Raw genomic sequence first — 14,715 nt, 5'->3', positions numbered from 1 at the left:
GGAATCCTGGTGCCATGTCGCGATCGTGGGCGCTGATGTCGGGATCGTGGGCGAAAGGCGGGAGGCGGGCGCAGGTGCCGCGCGGGGGCTAGTGGAACTGCGGGATGATCAGGTACAGCGCGTAGAGCACGGCCAGGCCGCCGACCCCGATGCACGCCCAGCCGCCGGCGGTGCGCGTCGGCGAGCGATCGGTCACGGGCGTGCTGCCCTCGCCGACCGGGAAGCCGTTCGCATCGACGGCGCCGGTCTCGAGCTCGCCGTTCGCCAGCAGGCGCAGGCCCGCCGAGAAGAACAGCACCACGACGGCGGTGGCGGCCAGCGCCACCAGGAAGACGACGACGAACGCGCCCCAGTCGACTCCGAGGAACATCAGCGGACTCCTTCCGTCTCGAGCTCCGGCGCGTCGGCCGACGTGCCGGCGACATCATGCGCCGAGATGGGCTTGCGCTTGGCGAGCACGGAGAACGTCACGCCGGCGCCGAGGGCGAGGACCGCGACGACGACGAGGCCGATGGTGCTGGTCGACGCCACCCACGCGGCGACGCCGCCGACGAGCGCGGCCGCCGGGAGGGTGATGACCCAGCCGGTGGCGATCCTGCCGACGACGCCCCAGTGGACGATGGCGAGGCGCTTGCCGAGGCCGGCGCCGATGACCGAGCCCGACGTGACCTGGGTGGTCGAGAGCGCGAAGCCGAGGTGCGACGAGATCAGGATGGTCGCTGCCGACGCGGTCTCGGCCGCGAAGCCCTGCGGGGACTGCACGTCGGTGATGTTCTTGCCGACGGTCTTCATGATGCGCCAGCCTCCGACGTAGGTGCCGAGTCCGATTGCGAGCCCGCAGGCGAGGATCACCCAGAGCGCCGGGCCCGTTCCTGCGCCCTGGTACCCCGCGGCGATGAGCGTCAGGGTGATCACGCCCATCGTCTTCTGGGCGTCGTTGGTGCCGTGCGCGAGCGAGACGAGGGAGGCGCTCACCGTCTGCGCGTGCCGGAAGCCGCGCTCCGAGCCGCGGGCCCGGGCGTTGTGCGTCATCCGGTAGGCGGCGAAGGTCGCGAGCAGCGCGACCGAGCCGGCCACGAGCGGCGAGGCGAGGGCCGGCACGACGATCTTGGTCAGGACGACGCCGAAGTCGACTGATCCGACGCCGGCGCCGATGACGGCCGCGCCGATCAGGCCGCCGAACAGTGCGTGCGTCGACGACGAGGGGAGGCCGAGGTACCAGGTGGTGAGGTTCCAGAGGACGGCGCCCACGAGGCCGGCGAAGATCATGACCGGGGTGATCTCTATGCCGCCCGGACCCTCTTTGATGATGCCGTTCGAGACGGTCTTGGCGACCTCGGTCGACAGGAACGCGCCGACGAGGTTCAGGACGGCCGAGATGAGCACGGCGGTCCGCGGCTTGAGGGCGCCGGTGGCGACCGAGGTCGCCATGGCGTTCGCGGTGTCGTGGAAGCCGTTCGTGAAGTCGAACACGAGGGCGACGACTATGACGAGTATCACAGTGAAGAGCACGTCCATGGAGAACCCCTTTCGTTGGCGCGACCGTAGGCCCGGATCGTGAACGCAGGATGAACCGGGGCGGACGAGGGTGCGCCCGGGAGTGTCTATGCTCGAAGGGTGCCAGCTCGTCCCCTCGCCTCCCTCTCGAAGTGGGCGCAGGACGCTCGGGTGCTCTGGTCGGGTCTCGTGCTCGTGCACGTCGTCGTCTTGATCCTGAGCATCCCGTACATCCTGAGCGGCGAGCTCGGCGGCGATCTCCCGGTCTACGCGAAGTGGGCCTCCGACGCCGTCGACCGCGGCCAGTGGCCGGTCTTCGCCACCGACTGGGTGTACCCGGCGGGCGCCCTGCTGCCGATCGTCGGCTCGCGCGTGCTCGGCGCCGGCCTCTACACGGTCGTCTGGGTGGTGCTCGTCGGCGTCGCGAACGGGATCGCGCTGCAGGCGCTGATCCGCCGCGGCCGCTTCGTGCGCTCGCAGTGGGCGCCCGGGTTCTGGGTGCTGACGATCGCCGTCCTGGCCGCAGTCGACCTGCTCCGCCTCGAGGGCTTCACGGCGCCGATCGTCGTCGTCGGCATGCTGTTCCTCGGCTCGCGCCCGTGGGTCGCCGGCTTCCTGCTCGCGGCGGCGACCTGGATCAAGGTGTGGCCGGCCGCGGTCATCGCCTCGGCCGTCGTCGCGACGAGCCGCCGCTGGATCGTCCTGATCACCGGCGCTGCCGTCTCTCTCCTCGTCTCGTCCATCGTGCTGATCGGCGGCGGGGGCGCCCACCTCGACAGCTTCGTCACCCAGCAGAACGGGCGCGCCCTTCAGGTCGAGGCGCCGCTGGCGACGCCGTGGCTCTGGATGTCGCTCGCCCGAGTGCCCGGGGCGCACCTGATCCACAACCGCGTCCTGCTCACCGAGGAGGTCACCGGCCCCGGCGACCAGTGGCTCGTCTCGCACGCCACGGCCGTGATGTTCATCGTGATGGCGGCCCTGATCGTGGTGCTCGCCGTGGCGACCCGCCGCCTGTCGACGCTGCCGCACGCCCTGGGCCGTGAGGTCGACCTCGTGCTCGTCGGCGCGCTGGCGCTCGCGTCGGCCTTCATCGTCTTCAACAAGGTCGGGTCGCCGCAGTACGTCCTGTGGCTCACGCCGATCGTCGTGGTCGGCCTGGTGCTCCGCCCGCCGGACTGGAAGACCCCGGCCATCCTCGCCCTCGTCGTCGCCGGGCTCACGACGCTGGTCTACCCGGTGCTCTACATCCCGCTGCTCGACCTCGCGCCGATCGCGCTCATCGTGCTCGGCGCCCGCAACGTCATGCTCGTCGTGGTGCTCGCCTGGTCTGTCGTCAAGCTGGTGCGCGCCGCGTTCGTGCGGCCGGCGGTCCCGCTCGGGACGCGTCCGATGGGCTCGCCGATGCGCAGCACCAGCTACTAGGAGTCTGGAGCGGGCGCAGGAACGCTGTTCCGCAGGAACGCTGTTCCGCAGGAACGCTGTTCCGCAAGAACTAGGCGGCAGCGTGCTCCCGCTCAGCGTCCGACAGCGCCGGCCCGGTCGCGGCCCCGGCAGCGTCGAGCGCCCGCTCCAGGTCGCGCAGCAGGTCGCGCACGCTCTCCAGCCCGACCGACAGCCGCACCGTGCCGGGCGTGATGCCGCGCGACAGGCGCTCCTCCTCGGTCAGGTGGCCGTGGATCGTCGAGCCGGTGTGGATAGCCAGCGTGCGCACGTCGCCGAGGTGGGTCATCTTGCTGATCAGCTCGAGCGAGTCGATGAACGCCTTCGATGCCTCGAGCCCGCCGGCCAGCTCGAACGTGACGACGGCCCCGGCTCCCTTCGGCAGGTACTTCTGCGCTCGGGCGTAGTACTCGTTGCCGACGAGGCCCGGGTAGTCGACGCCCGTCACCTCGTCGCGGTGCTCGAGCCACTGGGCCAGCGCCAGGGCGTTCGCCACGTGGCGGTCCATGCGCAGCGACAGCGTCTCGATGCCCTGGAGGAGCATGAACGCGCTGGTCGGCGGCAGCGTGGGGCCGTAGTCGAGGGCCGTCACGCTCCGGAGGTAGGTGAGGAAGGCGAGGGGCCCGAAGCGCTCGACGAACGACGGCACGCCGGTCGGGCCGGGCGACGCGATGTTCGGGAAGCGGTCGGTGTGGGCGGACCAGTCGAACGTTCCTGCGTCGATGACAACTCCGCCCAGGACGGCGCCGTGACCCGAGAGCCACTTGGAGGTCGAGTGGATCACGAGGTCGGCGCCGTGCTCGATGGGTCGGGCCAGGTACGGCGTCGCCACGGTGTTGTCGACGATCAGCGGGAAGCCGCCCTCGTGGGCGATGCGGGCGAGGCGGGCCAGGTCGACGACGTCGTTCTTGGGGTTCGGGATCGTCTCGGTGAAGAGGGCCTTCGTGGTCGGGCGGATCGCCGCGGCCCACACCTCGTCGGGCGCGTCGGCGGGGATCAGCTCCACCTCGACGCCCTGGCGGCCGAAGCTGCGCGCGAACAGCGTGCGCGAGCCCTCGTAGAGGCTGTCGGTGGCGAGGATGTGGTCGCCCGAGACGGCGAGGGCGTTGAACGTGAGGGCGATCGCCGCCGTGCCGCTGGCGGTCAGGAGCGCGGCGGCCCCGCCCTCGAGGTCGGCGAGACGGCGGGCGACGGCGGCGTTCGTGGGGTTGTCGGTGCGCGCGTAGGCGGCGCCGGGGATCGTGCCGTCGAAGCGGCCCTGCCCGTCGGCGAACGAGTCGAAGACGAAGCCGGCCGACTGGTACATGGGCGTCAGGCGCGCACCGTGGTCGCTGTCGAGGTTCGTCCCCGCATGGATCTGGCGGGTATCGAAGTCGTACGACGAGCTGGACATGCGGCAGGGCCTTTCGCGGGGTTGGTCTGAGCAGGCTAGCCGAGGCGCGTGGGAAACCCGGGGCTGTTCGTCACACGCGTACACATAGTCAGCCGTGCACGAACGCGGGCTCGCGCGCGAGCCGCTCGTGGAAGACCGCCATGCCCTCGTCGTAGTACCGATGGAAGGCGGCGACAGTGCCCTCGACGTCGTGCTGCGCGGCGCACGCGATGGCGTCATTCAGCGCAGGGTTGGTCACCTCGCGCGGAACGAGGTGCCCGAACTGGCCGAGCACGCGGAGGAGGTGGGGCCGGAGCCGAGCCAGCGTGCGCTCGAGCGGGGCGTTGTCCAGGCTGTCGACGAAGGGCTGGAAGAGGCCCGCCGTCGCCGCACCCGTGAAGATCGACTCGGTGTCGACCTCGTCGCGCCCGGCGAGCGATGCCACCCACGCCTGCATGCCGGCGATCTGCGGGTCTGTCAGCAGCGGGGTGCCGTAGCGCACGGCCATCAGGTAGAGAGCGCGAGCGGTGTCGTCGGCCTCGAGGTAGTACCGCAGCGACAGCGGGGCCACTCGCGTGTAGAGATTGGGCACCGACTCGACCAGGCCGATATGGGTCAGGCGCAGGATCGCCGTCCGGACCGTGGCCCGCGACAGGCCCAGCTCGCCGGCGAGCGCCACGTCGTGCACGCGCTGTCCGGGCTCGAGGCGGCCTCGGATGATGTCGTCGCTGAGCCGGTCGAAGACGTCGTCGGTGAGGAGCCGCCGGTTCGGGACGATGAGGGCCTCACGCTCAGGAACCGGCACCGGACGCCTTTCGGTAGGGGCGGAGCTCGTCGCCGGTGACCCGGTCGATGAAGTGGCTCATCGTGCCGTCGAGGAACGCGCGCATCTCGGCCTCGAAGCCGTCGGCGTCGTGCTCGCGGCAGCGCCGGATGACGATGTCGAAGTAGCCGCGCACCGGCGTCGTGTCGAGGTGGTCCTTGAAGCTGTTCACGCCGAGGGTCAGAAGGGGCGCGTGCACCTGGATGCTCTCGATCAGGACCGTGTTGTCGCAGTGCATGACCACGCATGCCACGAACCGGTCGATCGGCGAAGGTCCGGGTGGCCACTCGCTGGCCGGCGCGGCGCGGAGCTCGTCGTTGAGCGCCTCGAGAAGAGGAAGCTGCTCGCCGGGAAACCGCAGGATGCCCCAGTGCATTGCGCGAGTGACCAGGGCGGCCCAGACGGCCGCCGACTCGGCGTAGGTGCGCGGCGACACGTGCGCGACCTTGGTGAAGCGGTTGGGAGCCATCTCGACCAGTCCGATGTCGGCCAGTTGGGCGAGCGCCTCGCGGATCGGGGCCCGGCTGGTGCCGAGCCAGGCGATCAGGTCGTCGTCTCGGAGGCGGTGGCCCGGTGGGAGACGGCCGTCGAGGATGGCGTGGGTGAGCTCGGTCAGGACGGTCTCGCGCAGAAGGGTGCGCGCGATCCTGTCGTCAGCCATTCACCGTCCTTCGTGCGTGTACCCCGACCGGCGGAGACAGCGGGCGGGCCGTGAGCCTGCTGAACAGTACACGCGGAGCCGCGCGACCGTTACCGACGTGACATAGAAGAAGAGAAGGGCGGGAGCCTCTTACCCGAATAAAAGAGCTCCCGCCACCGCCGGATCAGTGGCGTAGTCAAGATACTAATCAGATCACTCCGAGTCGAGCAACACGGAAGAAAACATTCTGCCGAGAATGTTTCGAGTACGTGACATCAGATTGCGACAGCCGCCACGCTCGCCAGCAGCAGGATCGGACGATGGTCCGACTTGCCCTGGGGGAGCGACAGGACGCTGGCGATCTTCATCCCCATCGTGGTCGCGAAGTCGAAGTGCCCGCTGAAGCCCGAGCGGGAGTACGTGGGCTCCTCGGTGATGGAGAGCTCGTAGCCCGTCTTCAGGAGGTGCTTGCGCAGCCCCTGGCGGAACCACGGGTAGTTGAAGTCGCCGACCATCACGGTCGGGACGCCGCCGGCGAGCTCCTTGAGCTTCTCGTGCGCCAGGCCGATCTGGCGGCGGCGCAGACCGTTCGAGGCGGTCAGCGGAGCGGCGTGGAAGTCGGCCACGACGAGCTCCTCGCCGGTCACGAGGTCTTTCAGCCGCGCGGCGAGGAGCCGCTCGTGGGCCGGGGCCATCACGCGGTCGTGCATCGACTTCATCAGCGCGAAGAGACTCGTGCCGAGCAGCTCGAAGCGGTCCTCGCGGTAGTAGAGCGCGAGCCCCAGGCGGTTGGTCTTCGTCGAGGCCGCCAGCTTCAGTCCCAGGATCTGGTCGGGGATGTCGGTGCTGTCGCACTCCTGCAGGCACAGGACGTCCATTCGGTGAGCCTCGACGAGGTCGGTCAGCTCCCCGATCGCGAGGTGCTCGCGAAGGTTGTAGCTGACGATTCTCAGATCGGGTTCCATATCTGCATTCTCTCGCTTGCGACGGTGCTGCGCGTTCAGGAACGCTCCGGAGTTCATCGGAACGTCACGGATCTCATAGGAACGGTTCGGCGTGGACGCTCGCTCCGCTTGGTCCGAGCAGTGGCTGGATTTCGCCATTGACATGTGGTGCACACACTCGAAATACTGCATAGGCGGGACCCAGAGGGCCCCGCCTCGGCTCGCACCAGCGCCAACTGACGCGAGCTATCGATAGCCGGAAGCGCCGGCTACCGAGATGGGAAGAATGCCATGAAAACTAATCGAACGACCTGGAAGTTGCGCCACAGAATCGTTGCCACTCTCGCTCTCTCCGCTGTTGGCGTCGCAGGTTTCTCTGCTGCGGCTTCGGCCGCTCCGGCACCGCTGGCGGCCGTTGCCGCTGGACCTGTCGGCGGGTCTTTCCCCTCCTCGTCCGTAGCCGCATCTGGAGCGGTGATCCCGCTCACCATTGGTGGGTCCGTCCACGAGCCGGTGAGTCCGGTCGGCCCCTCCGACCGCCCTAGCGATTCACGAGCCAGCATCAAGCCCCTTATTGATGCAGCGGTGAAGATCATCAAGAAGATACCCGGATGGTGGTCGAAATTTGCCGCGGGTGTCAAGAAGGCTTGGGCGTGGTTCAACACCAACGTCTGGAAGCCGCTCGTGAAGCTCGCCAATGCACTCAGCGTCCTGGTGTCAGGATGGGAAATCTGGAGCTGGTTCCACTGATGCATGCTAGGAATGGCGGGCTCATCGTCGATCAACTGACGAAGTCGTATGGATCGAAGACGGTCGTCGAAGGTATCTCATTCACGGTGCCGACCGGGACCGTGGCCGGGTTCGTCGGCCCAAACGGATCAGGTAAATCGACGACGCTCAGGATGATGATCGGGCACGCCCGACCGGACTCCGGCCGCGCTCTATTCGATGGCGCGCCGTTCCCGGCGCTTCGATCACCTGGGCGGACCGTAGGCGTTCTCCTCGATGCTGCGGCGCAGCATCCTGGCCGAAGTGTCGTCGAGACCGCGTATCTCGCGGGCCTGATGATCGGCGTCACACGGAAGCGCGTGCTGGCTTGTCTTGAAGCGGTCGGCGTCGAGTCGGTGGCCAAGAAGCGGGTGGGGGCCCTTTCCCTCGGGATGCGCCAGCGCTTGGGGATCGCAATCGCCGTCCTCGGGGCACCCCGCTTTCTCATTCTCGACGAGCCAGCCAACGGACTCGATCCGGAGGGGATCCAGTGGTTGCGGCAGTTCCTCCGGGGCTTCGCGGACCACGGAGGAACCGTCGTGGTGTCCAGCCATCAGCTTTCGGAAGTCGCCGCTGCAGCAGATTCGATTGTGGTCATCGACCGGGGGCGGCTCTCGGCAGTCGGAGTAGGGACAACTACTAACCCGGCTTCGATCCTCGTCCGCTCGTCCGACGACGTTCTCCTTCACGAGACCCTCAGCCGTGCTGGCTTTGCTGTGTCAATCGCAGAAAACGGAGGACTGAGCGTCGAAGGCGATGCTTTCGACGTCGGTCGAGTTGCCTTCGAGCGGGGGATCCTCCTCGGACACCTTGCGCCGCACGAATCATCCCTCGAGGAGGCCTTCCTCGCCGCCACGCATGGTGAATACGCGGGTCTAGGCGGCGAGCGGCTACTCGATTTCGTCAGGGGCGGTGGGCGATGACTTTCCTTCGATGCTTCCAGGTCGAGTTTCGGCGCTCCGTGGACACCCGCGCATCCCGGGTGCTCCTCGCTGTCATGGTCGCGCTGGGGGTTGGCGCGGCGCTTCTCGCCTCGCAGGGTGGCGCTCGACTCAGCGAGTTCGTCGGGTCGGCATCGCTCCCTCTGCCGTTGCTACTGCCGATCGTCGCAGTCTTGGCGACTACTGGTGACTGGACCCACCGGTCAGCGCTGACCACCTACGCGCTGGTCCCGCACCGACAGACTGTGCTCGGCGCCAGGGTTCTCGCAGCAATCGCGCTCGTACTCGCTACAGCCTTCGCCATCACCGTGCTCTCGGTCTCGGCTTTCCTCGTGCTCCACTGGGGCGATTGGACTGTCTTCGACGTGCCTGCCCTGCGCGTCTCGATCTGGTCGGTGTTCGCATTCTCGCTCGCGGCGGCACTCTCTGGAGTGGCGATGGGCTCGTTGCTCCTCAATACGCCTCTCGCGATCGTCGTCACGATGGTCGTCCCCATCGCGTATGACATCGCCGTGACACCCCGGCTCCCCGTCGTCGGGGAGTGGTTCTCGAGTCTGGGATTCAGTCTGTGGCTGACCGAGCCGCAATGGACGTGGCTCTCACCGACGGATGAGTTGACAGGCGTTGGTCCCGCGCTCACATCGCTCGTGGTGTGGGTCTGCCTTCCGCTCCTTCTCGGAGCGGTGAGGCAGGACAGGAGGGAGGTCCGATGACAGGCGACAGGGAGCCGCCGCGCCGCTTTCTCGACCTCGTCGTGGCTCGGTCGGTCCTGGCGGTCGCTCTGACCGCAGTCAGCCTGGTGCTCTTCCTCCACGAGGCGAAGCTGTCGCTCATGCCGATGGTGATGGCGCTCCTTCTGATCACGAAGGGCAAGAGCATCGTCGACCGGAAGGCGCCGCCGATCGCCTTCCTCGTCATGGTCCCGATGATCGCGGTCATAGTCGTGGTCGCACTCGGGCGGGCGTGACGGGCCGGCGGCAAGGGGCACCGGGCAGACTGGTCGCATGCCGATCGCCGACCTCGTCCAGCGCGTCCGACACCTCCAGCTGAAGCACGCCGGCCGACGGCTCATGATCGGGATCGCGGGGGAGCCCGGCTCGGGCAAGTCGACGCTGGCGACCCGCCTCGCCGAGTCGCTGGGCGACGCCGCCGTCGCGCCGATGGACGGCTTCCATCTGGCCAATGCCGAGCTCGGCCGCCTCGATCTCGCCGAGCGCAAGGGCGCGCCCGAGACGTTCGACGCCTGGGGGTACCTCGCCCTGCTGCGACGCCTTCGCACGGCGGACGAGCCCGTGGTCTACGCGCCGATGTACACGCGCGACGTGGAGGAGAGCATCGGCTCGGCGATCGCCATCCCGGGCGACGTGCCGATCGTCATCAGCGAGGGCAACTACCTGCTCGGCGACGACGACCCGTGGCCTCTGGTCCACGCCGAGTTCGACGAGGTGTGGTTCGTCGACACGCCTCGCGACCTCCGGCTCTCGCGCCTGATCGAGCGGCACGAGCGGTTCGGCAAGACGCCCGAGGCGGCGCGGGCCTGGGCGACGGGGCCCGACGAGGAGAACGCCCTCGTCGTGCGGATGTCGCGCGAGCTGGCCGACCTCGTCGTCTCGGTCGACTAGGCGGAGGCGGGGTGGGCCGGCGCCGGGAGTTCCTGCGCCCGCCTGCCGCGGCGCTAGAGGACGAAGAGGAGCTCCTGGTACGTCGGAAGCGGCCAGAGGTCGTCGGCCACGATGGTCTCGAGCTCGTCGGCTGCGCCCCGGACCGCCAGCATCGCCGGCAGCAGAGCGTCGCGGGCGTGCTCGGCCTCGGCGAGGGCGTCGTGGCCGGCGTCGGCAGTCAGCGCGTCGCCGAGCGTCGCGAGGGCCGAGCGGAGCGCCGCGGAGGGCGCGCTGATGCCGTCGAGCGGAGCCAGATCGACGTCGGTCATGCCCGCCGCCTTGAGAGCGGCGATGTTGGTCGCGATCTCGGTCTGGTGGCGCACGGCCGCGGGGAGGATCACCGTCTGGCCGATCTCCTGAGTGAGCCGCGCCTCGACGCCGATGGCCAGGACGTACTGCTCGAGGCCGATCTCGTAGCGGCTGTGCATCTCGCGATGGGTGAAGACGCCGTACTTCTCGAAGAGGGCGAGCGCCTCGTCGGTGATCAGCTCAGGAAGGGCGTCGAGCGTGGTCTTGAGGTTCTTGAGCCCGCGCTTCTCGGCCTCGATCGGCCACTCGTCGACATAGCCGTTGCCGTTGAAGACGACGGCGCCGTGCTCGGTGATGATCTCGGTCAGGAGCGTCTGCACGGCGGAGTCGAAGTCGACGCCCTCGGCGACGGCCGCCTCGAGCGTCGTCGCGACGTAGTCGAGCGAGTCGGCCATGATCGTGTTGATCGTCACCATCGGGGCCGCCACCGTCTGGAGCGAGCCGGGAGCGCGGAACTCGAAGCGGTTGCCCGTGAAGGCGAAGGGGCTCGTGCGGTTGCGGTCGCCCGGATCGGTCGGCAGGACGGGCAGCGTGTCGACGCCGATGGTCATCGTGCCGCGGCCCTTCGACGACGTGGCCGGGCCCCGCGCGATCTGCTCGAAGATGTCGGCGAGCTGGTCGCCGAGGAAGATCGAGATGATGGCCGGGGGAGCCTCGTTCGCGCCGAGACGGTGGTCGTTGCTGGCTGACGCGACCGACGCGCGCAGCAGGCCCCCGTAGAGGTGCACGGCCCGGATCACGGCAGCGCAGAAGACCAGGAACTGCGCGTTGTCGTGGGGGTTGTCGCCGGGAACGAACAGGCTGCCGAGCTCGCTGTTGCCGAGCGAGAAGTTGACGTGCTTGCCCGAGCCGTTCACGCCCGCGAACGGCTTCTCGTGAAACAGGCACTCCATGCCGTGCTTCTTCGCGATCGACTTGAACGTCGTCATCAGGAGCTGCTGGTGGTCGGCCGCGATGTTGCCTCGCTCGAACATCGGCGCGATCTCGAACTGGCCGGGCGCCACCTCGTTGTGGCGCGTCTTCGCCGGGATGCCGAGCTTGAACAGCTCGCGCTCGGTGTCCATCATGAAGCCGAGCACGCGCTCGGGGATGGCGCCGAAGTAGTGGTCGTCGAACTCCTGGCCCTTGGGCGGCTTCGCGCCGAAGAGGGTGCGCCCGGCGTTCATCAGGTCGGGCCGCGCGAGGAAGAAGTGGCGGTCGACGAGGAAGTACTCCTGCTCAGGACCGCAGAACGACACGACGTGGTTCACGTCGTCGTGGCCGAAGAGCCGGAGCACTCGCTCGGCGTGCTCGCCCATCGCCTGCTGCGAGCGCAGGAGCGGCGTCTTGTGGTCGAGCGCCTCGCCGGTCATCGACACGAACACCGTGGGGATGCAGAGCGTGTTGCCGTTCGGGTTCTCGAGCACGTAGGCGGGGCTGGTGACGTCCCAGCCGGTGTAGCCGCGGGCCTCGAAGGTGTTGCGGAGGCCGCCGTTGGGGAAGCTGGACGCGTCGGGCTCGCCCTGCACCAGCGTCTTGCCGGCGAACTCGGCGAGGGCGGTGCCGTCGCCGACGGGCTCCAAGAAGCTGTCGTGCTTCTCGGCGGTGAGGCCGGTCAGCGGGTAGAACACGTGGGCGTAGTGCGTGGCGCCTTTCTCCAGGGCCCAGTCCTTCATCGCGGACGCGACGGCGTCGGCGACCGCCGGGTCGAGCGTCGCGCCGTGCTCGATGGTCGCGACGACCGACTTGTAGACCGACTTCGGGAGGCGCTTCTGCATGACGACCCGGTTGAAGACGTTCTCGCCGAAGATCGCTCCCGGAGCCTCGTCGAGCGAGAAGCTCACGGCCGGAGGCACGTACGCCTCGACGTCCTTGATGGCTTGCAGGCGGGCGGCGTTTCCGGTCATGGCTTCTCCTGAGATTCGGGCTCGGGCGGCGGCGTGCCGTTCGACGTCGGGGATCCTGCTGCGGAACGACCCGTCGGGCCAAATCTAGGGAACGAGGCTTTCTCGGATGTTTCGGACGCGTGACGTTTGGCTACGGGCTGGCGGCGGCATGCTCACGCGGTCGCGGCGTCCGGCCCCATCGTCTCGAGAACGATGTCGAGCTTGTGGCCGAAGGCGGCGCAGGCCAGCTCGGTGGCGTCGGAGTCGCGTCCGAACAGCGACGGCATCTCGATGCAGAGCAGCACGCTCGTGAGCATCCCGTACGACAGGAAGGTCTGGACCTCCTCGGGGGCGAAGCCGGCCTCGTCGCGCAGGAACGCGTACACCTCGAGGAAGCCCCGGCGTGCCGCGACGCCGATGACGGGGTCGCCGCCCGACACGAAGCCCTGCATGAGCGAGCGGTGCAGGCCCCTGGTCTTCACCAGGTCGATGAACGCGTTGCCGAGCTTCGGGACCAGCGCCTCGGCGGGCTCGCCCGAGCTGCGGTGCTCCGCGAGCTGCTCGCGGAAGCTCACGAGCAGCATCGCCAGCGCCGCGTTGATGACTTCGAGGAACAGCGCCTCCTTGGTGCCGAACATGCGCACGACGTAGGGCTGGCTGATTCCGGCGGCCTTCGCGACCTGGTCGGTCGTCGTGCCGTGGTAGCCGCGGTCGCCGAACACGCTCGTCGCCGCCTGGATGATCTGCTCGCGGCGCTCCGCGGAGGTCATGCGGGTATCCGGAGCCGATTTGGTAGCCATGCTTGACAGGTTATCATTCGATTACTACGGTTTTAGTAATCATTCGATTACAACCATCCCATTCCTGCGAGACCAGTCGTGTCTCGTAAGAACAGTCCTGAAGGAGCACTCGTGTCCGCACGAACGAGCACACGCCGGATTCCCGTCTGGCTGGCCATGGTCGCCGCCTCCCTGCCGATGTTCATGGCGACCCTCGACAACCTCGTCGTCACCAGCGCTCTCCCGGTCATCCACGAAGAGCTCGGCTCCACCGTCGAAGACCTCCAGTGGGTGACCAACGCCTACACGCTCTCGTTCGCGGCGCTCATGCTCCTGGCCGTCAGTCTCGGCGACCGGTTCGGACGTCGCCGCCTCTTCGTCGGCGGCATCGTCGTCTTCACGGTCGCGTCGGCGCTCGCCGCGATGAGCACCTCGTCCGGGGCGCTGATCGCGGCCCGCGCACTCGAGGGCGCCGGCGCGGCGGCCGTCATGCCGCTCTCGCTGACCCTGCTCGTCGGCGCGGTCTCAGTCCGCCTCCGGCCGATGGCTATCGGCATCTGGGGCGGCGTCTCCGGACTCGGCGTCGCGCTCGGCCCCCTGATCGGCGGCGCAGTCGTCGAGGGCTGGAGCTGGGAGTCGATCTTCTGGCTCAACGTGCCGATCGGCATCATCGCCGTGCCGCTCGCGCTCTACGCCCTGCCCAACACCTTCGGCCTGCGCGTCCGTGCCGACATCGTGGGCGTCCTGCTCGCCGGGCTCGGCGTCCTCGGCGCGGTCTTCGGCATCGTCCGCGGCAACGATGCGGGCTGGTCGAGCTTCGAGGTGCTCGGCTCCCTGATCGGCGGCGGCGCTCTGCTCGCGGCCTTCCTGATCTGGGAGAGCCGCAACCCGACGCCGCTCCTGCCGCTCCGCCTGTTCCGCGACCGCAGCTTCACCCTCGCGAACTTCGTGGCTATGAGCTTCAGCTTCGGCTCCTTCGGCGCGGTGTTCATCCTGATCCAGTTCCTGCAGGTGGTGCAGGGCAAGACCCCGCTCGAGGCCGGAGTCGCGACCATGCCGTGGACCCTCGCACCCATGATCGTCGCCCCGCTCACCGGCCTGATCGCCCCGCGGGTCGGTACCCGCATCCTCATCGTCTCCGGCCTCGCGCTCCTGAGCGCCGGGCTCTTCGAGATCGCCCTCACCATGAGCGCCGACGTCGGCTACCTGACGCTGCTCCCCGGCTTCCTGCTCGCCGGCGTCGGCATGGGTGCCGTCTTCGCGCCGATCTCGACGGCGGTCCTGACGAACATGGCGCCCGACGATCACGCGAAGGCGTCCGGCACGAACTCGACGCTGCGCGAGATCGGCGTCGCGCTCGGCATCGCCGTCCTGACCGCCGTGTTCACCGGCGCCGGCGGGCAGCTGACGCCGACCGGCTACGTGTCGGCGGCCGTCCCGGCGGTCGTCGTCGGGGCGAGCGTGCTGCTCGGCTCGGCCGTGCTGGCGGCCTTCCTGCCCTCGGGCATCGTGCGCAGGAACGCGGACACCCCCGCCGACCTGCCCGCCGTCCCCGACCTCGTCGTCGCCCCCTAGTCCCGCCCTGCCCGCCCTGCCCGCCCCGCCCCGCCCTCCCTCTGTCCGGTGAGGAGTCGCTGGTTGCTCCCGCCGACAGGCGTCTTCGACAAGCAGCGACC

Annotated in this window: 15 protein-coding genes; 7 read left to right on the top strand and 8 right to left on the bottom strand. The window is 68.7% G+C overall.

Annotated elements, in window-relative coordinates:
- Positions 1-88: 88 nt before the first annotated feature.
- Together AC3CBB_RS10850 and AC3CBB_RS10845 are read right to left on the bottom strand one after the other, a co-directional pair.
- Entirely contained in the window at positions 89-370 is a 282-nt protein-coding gene (locus AC3CBB_RS10850; RefSeq protein ID WP_123505330.1) for a hypothetical protein, read from the bottom strand.
- On the bottom strand, positions 370-1,518 hold the full coding sequence (locus AC3CBB_RS10845; protein WP_488624575.1) for an inorganic phosphate transporter: 1,149 nt from the start codon (positions 1,516-1,518) through the stop codon (positions 370-372). The genes AC3CBB_RS10850 and AC3CBB_RS10845 overlap by 1 nt, the downstream gene beginning before the upstream one ends.
- 99 nt (positions 1,519-1,617) lie before the next feature.
- Between AC3CBB_RS10845 and AC3CBB_RS10840 the strand changes: the two genes are divergently transcribed.
- Complete coding sequence (locus tag AC3CBB_RS10840) at positions 1,618-2,919, top strand: glycosyltransferase 87 family protein (RefSeq protein WP_488624574.1); 1,302 nt, start codon at positions 1,618-1,620, stop codon at positions 2,917-2,919.
- A gap of 70 nt (positions 2,920-2,989) precedes the next feature.
- Here the strand turns inward: AC3CBB_RS10840 and AC3CBB_RS10835 are convergent, their stop codons facing one another.
- The 4 genes from AC3CBB_RS10835 to AC3CBB_RS10820 form a co-directional block, all read right to left on the bottom strand.
- Positions 2,990-4,330, bottom strand: coding sequence for an O-acetylhomoserine aminocarboxypropyltransferase/cysteine synthase family protein (locus tag AC3CBB_RS10835; RefSeq protein WP_488624573.1), 1,341 nt, complete (start codon positions 4,328-4,330; stop codon positions 2,990-2,992).
- Positions 4,331-4,418: 88 nt separating this feature from the next.
- Positions 4,419-5,114, bottom strand: coding sequence for a GntR family transcriptional regulator (locus tag AC3CBB_RS10830; RefSeq protein ID WP_488624572.1), 696 nt, complete (start codon positions 5,112-5,114; stop codon positions 4,419-4,421).
- The gene (locus AC3CBB_RS10825) at positions 5,101-5,793 is read right to left on the bottom strand and encodes a GntR family transcriptional regulator (RefSeq protein ID WP_123505325.1); all 693 of its coding nucleotides are present in this window, start codon (positions 5,791-5,793) and stop codon (positions 5,101-5,103) included. The genes AC3CBB_RS10830 and AC3CBB_RS10825 overlap by 14 nt, the downstream gene beginning before the upstream one ends.
- Positions 5,794-6,047: 254 nt before the next feature.
- Positions 6,048-6,737, bottom strand: a complete 690-nt coding sequence (locus tag AC3CBB_RS10820) for an endonuclease/exonuclease/phosphatase family protein (RefSeq protein WP_123505324.1) — start codon at positions 6,735-6,737, stop codon at positions 6,048-6,050.
- Between the two features lie 453 nt (positions 6,738-7,190).
- Between AC3CBB_RS10820 and AC3CBB_RS10815 the strand changes: the two genes are divergently transcribed.
- The 5 genes from AC3CBB_RS10815 to AC3CBB_RS10795 are packed head-to-tail and all read left to right on the top strand — an operon-like array spanning position 7,191 to position 10,047.
- Positions 7,191-7,466 carry a hypothetical protein gene (locus tag AC3CBB_RS10815; RefSeq protein ID WP_488624571.1) on the top strand — a complete coding sequence of 92 codons (276 nt, stop codon included), beginning with the start codon at positions 7,191-7,193 and terminating at the stop codon, positions 7,464-7,466.
- Positions 7,439-8,407 (top strand): ATP-binding cassette domain-containing protein, encoded by a 969-nt coding sequence (locus AC3CBB_RS10810; RefSeq protein ID WP_488624570.1) that lies wholly within the window; start codon positions 7,439-7,441, stop codon positions 8,405-8,407. Before AC3CBB_RS10815 ends, AC3CBB_RS10810 begins: the two co-directional genes overlap by 28 nt.
- A gap of 38 nt (positions 8,408-8,445) precedes the next feature.
- Complete coding sequence (locus AC3CBB_RS10805) at positions 8,446-9,138, top strand: hypothetical protein (protein WP_488624569.1); 693 nt, start codon at positions 8,446-8,448, stop codon at positions 9,136-9,138.
- Entirely contained in the window at positions 9,135-9,392 is a 258-nt protein-coding gene (locus AC3CBB_RS10800) for a hypothetical protein (RefSeq protein ID WP_488624568.1), read from the top strand. Before AC3CBB_RS10805 ends, AC3CBB_RS10800 begins: the two co-directional genes overlap by 4 nt.
- A gap of 37 nt (positions 9,393-9,429) precedes the next feature.
- A complete protein-coding gene (locus AC3CBB_RS10795; RefSeq protein WP_488624567.1) occupies positions 9,430-10,047 on the top strand; it encodes a nucleoside/nucleotide kinase family protein in 618 nt (205 codons plus the stop codon).
- Positions 10,048-10,100: 53 nt separating this feature from the next.
- Here the strand turns inward: AC3CBB_RS10795 and AC3CBB_RS10790 are convergent, their stop codons facing one another.
- Positions 10,101-12,281 carry a glutamine synthetase III family protein gene (locus AC3CBB_RS10790; protein ID WP_488624566.1) on the bottom strand — a complete coding sequence of 727 codons (2,181 nt, stop codon included), beginning with the start codon at positions 12,279-12,281 and terminating at the stop codon, positions 10,101-10,103.
- 152 nt (positions 12,282-12,433) lie between these two features.
- The gene (locus AC3CBB_RS10785; protein WP_488624565.1) at positions 12,434-13,060 is read right to left on the bottom strand and encodes a TetR/AcrR family transcriptional regulator; all 627 of its coding nucleotides are present in this window, start codon (positions 13,058-13,060) and stop codon (positions 12,434-12,436) included.
- 111 nt (positions 13,061-13,171) lie between these two features.
- On the opposite strand from AC3CBB_RS10785, the gene AC3CBB_RS10780 reads away from it, so the two are divergent.
- On the top strand, positions 13,172-14,614 hold the full coding sequence (locus tag AC3CBB_RS10780) for a DHA2 family efflux MFS transporter permease subunit (protein ID WP_488624564.1): 1,443 nt from the start codon (positions 13,172-13,174) through the stop codon (positions 14,612-14,614).
- The last annotated feature ends 101 nt before the right edge of the window (positions 14,615-14,715 follow it).

This window comes from Frondihabitans sp. OV104, from assembly GCF_057787745.1.
Note: the sequence above shows the minus strand (reverse complement) of the source record. Positions and strands in the feature narration are given on the sequence as shown.

Excerpts from the sequence above, each read along its gene's own strand:
- AC3CBB_RS10850 (WP_123505330.1), bottom strand. The coding sequence starts at position 370 with ATGTTCCTCGGAGTCGACTGGGGCGCGTTCGTCGTCGTCTTCCTGGTG.
- AC3CBB_RS10845 (WP_488624575.1), bottom strand. The coding sequence starts at position 1,518 with ATGGACGTGCTCTTCACTGTGATACTCGTCATAGTCGTCGCCCTCGTG.
- AC3CBB_RS10835 (WP_488624573.1), bottom strand. The coding sequence starts at position 4,330 with ATGTCCAGCTCGTCGTACGACTTCGATACCCGCCAGATCCATGCGGGG.
- AC3CBB_RS10825 (WP_123505325.1), bottom strand. The coding sequence starts at position 5,793 with ATGGCTGACGACAGGATCGCGCGCACCCTTCTGCGCGAGACCGTCCTG.
- AC3CBB_RS10820 (WP_123505324.1), bottom strand. The coding sequence starts at position 6,737 with ATGGAACCCGATCTGAGAATCGTCAGCTACAACCTTCGCGAGCACCTC.
- AC3CBB_RS10810 (WP_488624570.1), top strand. The coding sequence starts at position 7,439 with ATGGGAAATCTGGAGCTGGTTCCACTGATGCATGCTAGGAATGGCGGG.
- AC3CBB_RS10800 (WP_488624568.1), top strand. The coding sequence starts at position 9,135 with ATGACAGGCGACAGGGAGCCGCCGCGCCGCTTTCTCGACCTCGTCGTG.
- AC3CBB_RS10795 (WP_488624567.1), top strand. The coding sequence starts at position 9,430 with ATGCCGATCGCCGACCTCGTCCAGCGCGTCCGACACCTCCAGCTGAAG.
- AC3CBB_RS10790 (WP_488624566.1), bottom strand. The coding sequence starts at position 12,281 with ATGACCGGAAACGCCGCCCGCCTGCAAGCCATCAAGGACGTCGAGGCG.
- AC3CBB_RS10785 (WP_488624565.1), bottom strand. The coding sequence starts at position 13,060 with ATGGCTACCAAATCGGCTCCGGATACCCGCATGACCTCCGCGGAGCGC.